The 6,700-nt window shown below is 61.2% G+C and carries 5 protein-coding genes; 3 read left to right on the top strand and 2 right to left on the bottom strand.

Annotated features, from left to right (window positions below):
* Positions 1-35: 35 nt before the first annotated feature.
* Together UW3_RS0122810 and UW3_RS0122805 are read right to left on the bottom strand one after the other, a co-directional pair.
* Positions 36-932 (bottom strand): D-hexose-6-phosphate mutarotase, encoded by an 897-nt coding sequence (locus UW3_RS0122810; RefSeq protein ID WP_010225952.1) that lies wholly within the window; start codon positions 930-932, stop codon positions 36-38.
* Positions 933-1,004: 72 nt separating this feature from the next.
* On the bottom strand, positions 1,005-1,406 hold the full coding sequence (locus UW3_RS0122805; RefSeq protein WP_009402429.1) for an acyl-CoA thioesterase: 402 nt from the start codon (positions 1,404-1,406) through the stop codon (positions 1,005-1,007).
* Between the two features lie 372 nt (positions 1,407-1,778).
* Here UW3_RS0122805 and UW3_RS0122800 point away from each other — a divergent pair, with 372 nt between their 5' ends.
* The 3 genes from UW3_RS0122800 to UW3_RS0122790 all read left to right on the top strand — a co-directional run bounded on the left by UW3_RS0122800 (position 1,779) and on the right by UW3_RS0122790 (position 6,656).
* Positions 1,779-3,068 carry an MFS transporter gene (locus UW3_RS0122800; RefSeq protein WP_010225948.1) on the top strand — a complete coding sequence of 430 codons (1,290 nt, stop codon included), beginning with the start codon at positions 1,779-1,781 and terminating at the stop codon, positions 3,066-3,068.
* Between the two features lie 161 nt (positions 3,069-3,229).
* Complete coding sequence (locus tag UW3_RS0122795; protein ID WP_010225946.1) at positions 3,230-4,228, top strand: phosphate ABC transporter substrate-binding protein PstS; 999 nt, start codon at positions 3,230-3,232, stop codon at positions 4,226-4,228.
* Positions 4,229-4,367: 139 nt separating this feature from the next.
* Positions 4,368-6,656 (top strand): ABC transporter permease subunit, encoded by a 2,289-nt coding sequence (locus UW3_RS0122790; RefSeq protein WP_026001473.1) that lies wholly within the window; start codon positions 4,368-4,370, stop codon positions 6,654-6,656.
* Positions 6,657-6,700: the final 44 nt, after the last annotated feature.

Below are 6,700 nucleotides of genomic sequence, written 5' to 3'. Positions count from 1 at the left end.
CTCCTGCAGGAGCGGGCTTGCCCCGCGATAGTGATCTAGAGCGCTTCGCTAGCGATTGTCAGGCTTAGCGAATGGGTCGCGCCCGGCGCCAGTGTGACCAGGTCATCCACCACGTTGGCGGTTTCGATGCAGAGCATGCGCTGCCAGCCATCGTCGGCCATGTCTGGCAGTTCGGCGGCGCGCTCGGTCCAGGGGTTCCAGACCACGGCCGTACGCGAACCCTGCGCGGTTAGCACAATGCGCCGCTGCCAGGCCGGGTCGACAATACTCAGTTGGTCCGGCGCCTGCAGGTAGATGCGGTCGGTCTCGCCGGCAAAACCAAGATGGCCTTGCTGCTTGCGTTGCTCCCAGTTGGCCAGGGTCTCGATGTAGTCAAGGCCATCGACACCTTCAACCTGCACCTGACGCACATCGCTGACGGCGAAGTAGCTGTGCAACGCCTGGCTGAGGGTGACCGCAACGTTGTCGAGGTTGTAGCTGGAGAGGGTAATGCTCAGTTGCTCGCCCATGACAATGCTCAGCGTGAGCTCGACATTATGGGGCCAGCCGGGGAGGTCGCCCTGGGTCTCGGGCAGGGTGAATTCGACGCGGATATCGTCGTCGCCGCTGGTGATCCCCAGCAATTGCCAGTCACGACCGCGGACCAGGCCATGGGCAGGGCCGTCTTCCGCGTGATACATGGCCTGCACCGCTTCGGGGTTGCGCTTGAAAATGCCAAACCAGGGCCAGCACACCGGAACACCGGCGCGCACGGATTTGCCTTGCTTGAAGATGGCCTGGTCACTGAGCCACAACAAAGGCGGCTCGCCGAGGCGCTGATAGCTCAGCACCTGCGCGCCCTGCTGGGCTACCAGCAGTTCGGCAGTGTCGCTGGTGATGCGCCAGCAATTGAGCTCGCCGTGCTGTTCGGATTCGACCTTGGGTGTGGACATGCGCTTTATCTCGTTGGTTTGCCGTACGGCTTTGGACCGCTTGCATGCCTTCGAGTTTACCGCGCAGCGGTCTCAGCGACGAGGAGGAACCGAGCGGGTGCGACCGCTGCCGTCGATGGCGACGAACACGAATACCGCTTCGGTAACCTTGCGCCATTCACTGGACAGCGGATCGTCGCTCCATACTTCGACCATCATCTGGATCGAGCTACGGCCAATTTCCAGGGTCTGGGTATAGAAGGACAATTGCGCGCCGACCGCCACTGGCACCAGGAATGCCATGCGATCGATGGCCACGGTGGCGACACGGCCGCCAGCGACACGGCTGGCCATTGCGGTGCCGGCCAGGTCCATCTGGGCGACCAGCCAACCGCCGAAAATATCGCCGAAACCGTTGGTTTCACGGGGCAATGCAGTGATCTGCAAGGCCAGGTCGCCTTGCGGGATAGGATCTTCTTGTTCGAGTTCAATCATGCCGGGGGTGCCTCTGACCCATGACGCTTCGTTGGTTGGCGCTATGAAAGACGCCTCGAAAAACGATTCAGCACAACTATTCTACGCTGCTTTCGCTTTGCCAGGCGGCGAAGGGAAACTCTGCGAAACCGACTAAGCATACCTAGCGGCGTTTTCGCACAACATCCTTCAGAAGACGCAACCCTTTCCTACAAGCGGCCAGTATATAGAGCCGAAAGCGCAGCGACGACCATGCAGTCATGAATACTTGTATTGAATTTGTACTGCTATGTGCTTTTTCCAGCAATTTGCTATCGTTCCAGGCTTCCCAGGCCCAAACCCGCGCGCCAGGCGGCCTGCACCCCCAATAAGAAATGCCAACAAGAGAGACCTATGACCTCCGTGCCCGGCAGTATCGCGCAGCCTTCGAGGCCGCTGACCCGCAGTGACTACAAGACCCTGTCGCTTTCCGCCCTGGGCGGTGCGCTGGAATTCTACGATTTCATCATCTTCGTGTTCTTCGCCACGGTCGTCGGCAAGCTGTTCTTTCCCGCCGAAATGCCCGAATGGCTGCGTTTGATGCAAACGTTTGGCATCTTCGCCGCCGGCTACCTGGCGCGGCCACTGGGTGGCATCGTCATGGCCCACTTCGGCGATCTGTTGGGGCGCAAGAAGATGTTCACCCTGAGCATCTTCATGATGGCCGTACCGACGCTGATCATGGGCCTGCTGCCGACCTACGCGCAGATCGGCCTGTGGGCGCCGATCCTGCTGCTGGTGATGCGGGTGATCCAGGGCGCGGCGATTGGTGGTGAAGTGCCGGGCGCCTGGGTGTTCGTCTCCGAGCACGTGCCGGCACGCAACACCGGTTATGCCTGCGGCACGCTGACGGCAGGCCTGACCGCCGGGATCCTGCTCGGCTCGCTGGTGGCGACCCTGATCAACACGGTTTATAGCCAGCAGGAGGTCGCCGACTACGCCTGGCGTATCCCGTTCCTGCTCGGTGGGGTATTTGGCCTGTTCGCCGTGTACCTGCGCCGTTGGCTGCATGAAACACCGGTATTCGCCGAGATGCAGGCGCGCAAGGCGCTGGCGGAGGAGGTACCGCTGCGCGCCGTGCTGCGTGATCACCGTGGCGCCATTGTCCTGTCGATGTTGCTGACCTGGCTGCTGTCGGCCGGCATCGTCGTGGTGATCCTGATGACTCCGGCGCTGTTGCAGAGCCTCTATCAGGTCAGCCCCACCGATTCGCTGAAGGCCAATAGCCTGGCCATCGTCCTGCTCAGCCTGGGGTGCATCGGCACCGGGACACTGGCCGACCGTTTTGGCGCTGGCCGGGTGTTTATCGTCGGTAGCCTGGCGTTGCTGGTGACCTCCTGGACCTTCTATCACACCTTGCCCACCCATCCCGAATGGCTGTTCCCCCTGTATGCCCTGACCGGCCTGTGTGTCGGCATTGTCGGCGCCGTGCCTTACGTCATGGTCAAAGCCTTTCCGCCTGTAGTCCGTTTCAGCGGCCTGTCGTTTTCCTACAACCTGGCCTACGCGATCTTTGGCGGTCTGACGCCAATGGTGGTCACCGCGCTGCTCAAGCTCAGCCCGATGGCGCCTGCCTATTATGTCGCTGGCATCTGCGCCATTGGTCTGTTGGTGGGAATTTATCTGACGGCGAAAAAGCGCTGAAAGCGCTCTAAAACAAGCCTCGCAACATTTTGCAAAGGCCATCACCGCTCGCCGGTGATGGCCTTTCATCTAATTGTCACATTCGATTCATAGAGTAGTCATACGGCCTGCAGATACTTGGGCCCGATCCATCTCACCCCAATTCCTGCTAGGAGCAAGGCATGAAACTGAAGCGTTTGATGGCGGCCCTGACTTTCGTCGCCGCTGGCGTTGCCACCGCCAATGCGGTTGCCGCTGTTGACCCTGCTATTCCGACCTACACCAAGACCACCGGTGTGTCGGGCAACCTCTCCAGCGTCGGTTCCGATACCCTGGCCAACCTGATGACCCTGTGGGCTGAGGCCTACAAAAAGGAATATCCGAACGTAAACATCCAGATTCAGGCTGCCGGCTCCTCTACTGCGCCACCCGCGCTGACTGAAGGTACCGCCAACCTCGGCCCGATGAGCCGTAAGATGAAGGACGTCGAGCTGCAGGCCTTCGAACAGAAGTATGGCTACAAGCCAACCGCCATCCCGGTTGCCGTCGACGCCCTGGCCGTGTTCGTGCACAAGGACAACCCGATCAAAGGCCTGACCATGGCCCAGGTCGATGCCATCTTCTCCTCGACCCGCCTGTGCGGTGCCAAGGCCGACGTGAAAACCTGGGGCGACCTGGGCGTGACCGGCGACCTGGCCAACAAGCCAGTGCAGCTGTTCGGCCGTAACTCGGTGTCCGGCACCTATGGCTACTTCAAGGAAGAAGCCCTGTGCAAAGGCGACTTCAAGCCGAACGTCAACGAACAACCGGGCTCGGCTTCGGTCGTACAGTCGATCAGCAGCTCGCTGAACGGCATCGGTTACTCGGGCATCGGTTACAAGACCGCCAGCGTCAAGACCGTGCCTCTGGCCAAGAAAGAAGGCGGTGCCTTCGTTGAAGACAACGAAGCCAACGCCCTGAACGGTACTTACCCGCTGTCGCGTTTCCTCTACGTCTACGTCAACAAGGCGCCGAACAAGCCTCTGGCCCCGCTGGAAGCCGAGTTCGTCAAGCTGGTCCTGTCGCAAGCCGGCCAGCAAGTCGTGGTCAAGGACGGTTACATCCCGCTGCCTGCCAAAGTGGTTGATAAAGCCCTGGCGGACCTGGGTCTGAACCACAACGGCAACGTTGCGAAGAAGTAAGTGAAAGACCGGCGGGGTCGGGTTTTGTCCCGGTCTCGCCACTCATTGCGAGTCCGCTGCCAGGGGTATCTGCGCGGCGGGCTTTTTTGCGTCACTGCATTGTCATGTTTTTGTCATACGGGACCGCTAGGGTGTGCGCATGAATGATCTGGCCAACTCCACAATGACCCAAAATTCTCCCCCCGTGCGGATTGACTTCAATACGCCCGAACTGCAACGCAAGCGGCGCATGCGTGCGCTCAAGGACCGCCTGACCCGCTGGTATGTACTGGTGGGCGGGCTTGCCGTGCTGGCGGCAATCACCCTGATCTTCTTCTACCTGGCCTACGTGGTCGTGCCGCTGTTCCAGGGCGCGACCCTGACCAGCAAGAAGGCCCTGGAGCCGACCTGGCTGCAGCAGGACGCCGGCAAGCCACTGATGATTGCCCTTGAAGAGCAGAACCTGGTCGGCATGCGGGTTTCCGACAAGGGCCAGGCGCTGTTCTTCGACACCAAGACCGGTGCCGAGCTCAAGCGTGTGGATCTGCCGGTGCCTGCCGGTACCCAGGTGACTTCGATCGGTGCCGATCAGCCGGGCAACCCGTTGGTGGTGCTGGGCCTGTCCAACGGCCAGGCGCTGGCGTTCAGCCACAGCTACAAGATCACCTACCCGGACAACAAGAAAACCATCAGTCCGGCCATCGACTTCCCGTATGGCCAGGAGCCGTTCACCCTGGACGACCAGGGCCGCGCGCTGGAACATGTCAGCCTCAACGTCAATGGCGAGACCCTGGTAGTGGCCGGCTCTACCGGTGCGCACCTGCAGGTGGTGTCGCTGAGCCGTGAAGAAAACATGATGACCGGCGAAGTCACCAGCGAGCAGAGCCGCATCGACCTGCCGCAGATGACCGAACCGGTCAAAGCCATCTTCATCGACCCACGTCAGCAATGGCTGTATGTAATCAACGGTCGCGCCCAGGCCGACGTTTTCAGCCTGCGCGACAAGAGCCTCAACGGTCGCTACAAGCTGCTCGACGACGGCAATGCCGAAGTCACTGCCAGCACCCAGCTGGTGGGCGGTATCTCGCTGATCATCGGTGACTCCAAAGGCGGCCTGGCCCAGTGGTTCATGGCTCGCGACCCGGATGGCGAGCAGCGCTTCAAGCGCATTCGCGAATTCCAGATGGGCAAGGCGCCGATCGTGCAGATCGATGCCGAAGAACGCCGCAAGGGTTTCGTCGCCCTCGATGCCGACGGCAAGCTCGGGGTGTTCCACAGCACCGCGCACCGTACCCTGCTGGTCGAACCGGCCGCGGAAGGCGCGGGCATCCTGGCGCTGTCGCCGCGGGCCAACCGCATCATCATCGAAGAAGGCGGCAAGCTGCTGCCGCTGAGCCTGAAGAACCCGCACCCGGAAGTGTCCTGGAGCGCGCTGTGGAGCAAGGTTTGGTACGAGAACTACGACGAGCCCAAGTACGTTTGGCAGTCGACCGCCTCGAACACGGACTTCGAACCCAAGCTGAGCCTGTCGCCGCTGACCTTCGGTACTCTCAAGGCTGCGTTCTACGCGATGATCCTGGCCGCGCCGCTGGCCATTGCTGCCGCCATCTACACCGCCTATTTCATGGCTCCGGGCATGCGCCGCAAGGTCAAGCCGGTGATCGAGCTGATGGAAGCGATGCCGACGGTGATTCTCGGCTTCTTCGCCGGCCTGTTCCTGGCGCCATTCCTTGAAGGTCACCTGCCAGGTGTGTTCAGCCTGTTCCTGTTGATGCCGCTGGGCATCCTGGTCGCCGGCTTCACCTGGAGCCGTCTGCCCGAGTCGCTGCGCCTGCGGGTGCCGGATGGCTGGGAAGCGGCGATCCTGATCCCGGTGATCCTGTTCACCGGCTGGTTTGCCCTGTACATGAGCCCGTTCATCGAGACCTGGTTCTTCGACGGTGACATGCGCCTGTGGATCACCAACGATCTGAAGATTACCTATGACCAGCGCAACGCCCTGGTCGTGGGCATTGCCATGGGCTTCGCGGTGATCCCGAACATCTACTCGATCGCCGAAGACGCCGTATTCAGCGTGCCGCGCAGCCTGACCCTGGGGTCGCTGGCGCTCGGTGCCACGCCGTGGCAGACCCTGACCCGCGTGGTCATCCTGACCGCAAGCCCGGGGATCTTCTCCGCGCTGATGATCGGCATGGGCCGCGCCGTGGGTGAAACCATGATCGTGCTGATGGCCACCGGCAACACCCCGGTCATGGAAATGAACCTGTTCGAAGGTATGCGCACCCTGGCGGCCAACGTTGCGGTGGAGATGCCCGAATCGGAAGTCGGTGGCAGTCATTACCGCGTGCTGTTCCTCGCCGCGCTGGTGCTGCTGATGTTCACCTTCGTGATGAACACCTTGGCCGAGCTGATTCGCCAGCGTCTGCGCAAGAAATACTCGTCGCTTTGATAGAAAGGTAGCGATCCGTGAAAAAGGATTCCCTCAAAAGCTGG

Origin of the sequence: Pseudomonas donghuensis (assembly GCF_000259195.1) — a bacterium.
In the GTDB taxonomy this organism is placed as follows: domain Bacteria; phylum Pseudomonadota; class Gammaproteobacteria; order Pseudomonadales; family Pseudomonadaceae; genus Aquipseudomonas; species Aquipseudomonas donghuensis.
This window is presented reverse-complemented; position numbering and strand designations above follow the sequence as displayed.

Coding starts and splice junctions, on each gene's coding strand:
- UW3_RS0122810 (WP_010225952.1), bottom strand. CDS start 932: ATGTCCACACCCAAGGTCGAATCCGAACAGCACGGCGAGCTCAATTGC.
- UW3_RS0122805 (WP_009402429.1), bottom strand. CDS start 1,406: ATGATTGAACTCGAACAAGAAGATCCTATCCCGCAAGGCGACCTGGCC.
- UW3_RS0122800 (WP_010225948.1), top strand. CDS start 1,779: ATGACCTCCGTGCCCGGCAGTATCGCGCAGCCTTCGAGGCCGCTGACC.
- UW3_RS0122795 (WP_010225946.1), top strand. CDS start 3,230: ATGAAACTGAAGCGTTTGATGGCGGCCCTGACTTTCGTCGCCGCTGGC.
- UW3_RS0122790 (WP_026001473.1), top strand. CDS start 4,368: ATGAATGATCTGGCCAACTCCACAATGACCCAAAATTCTCCCCCCGTG.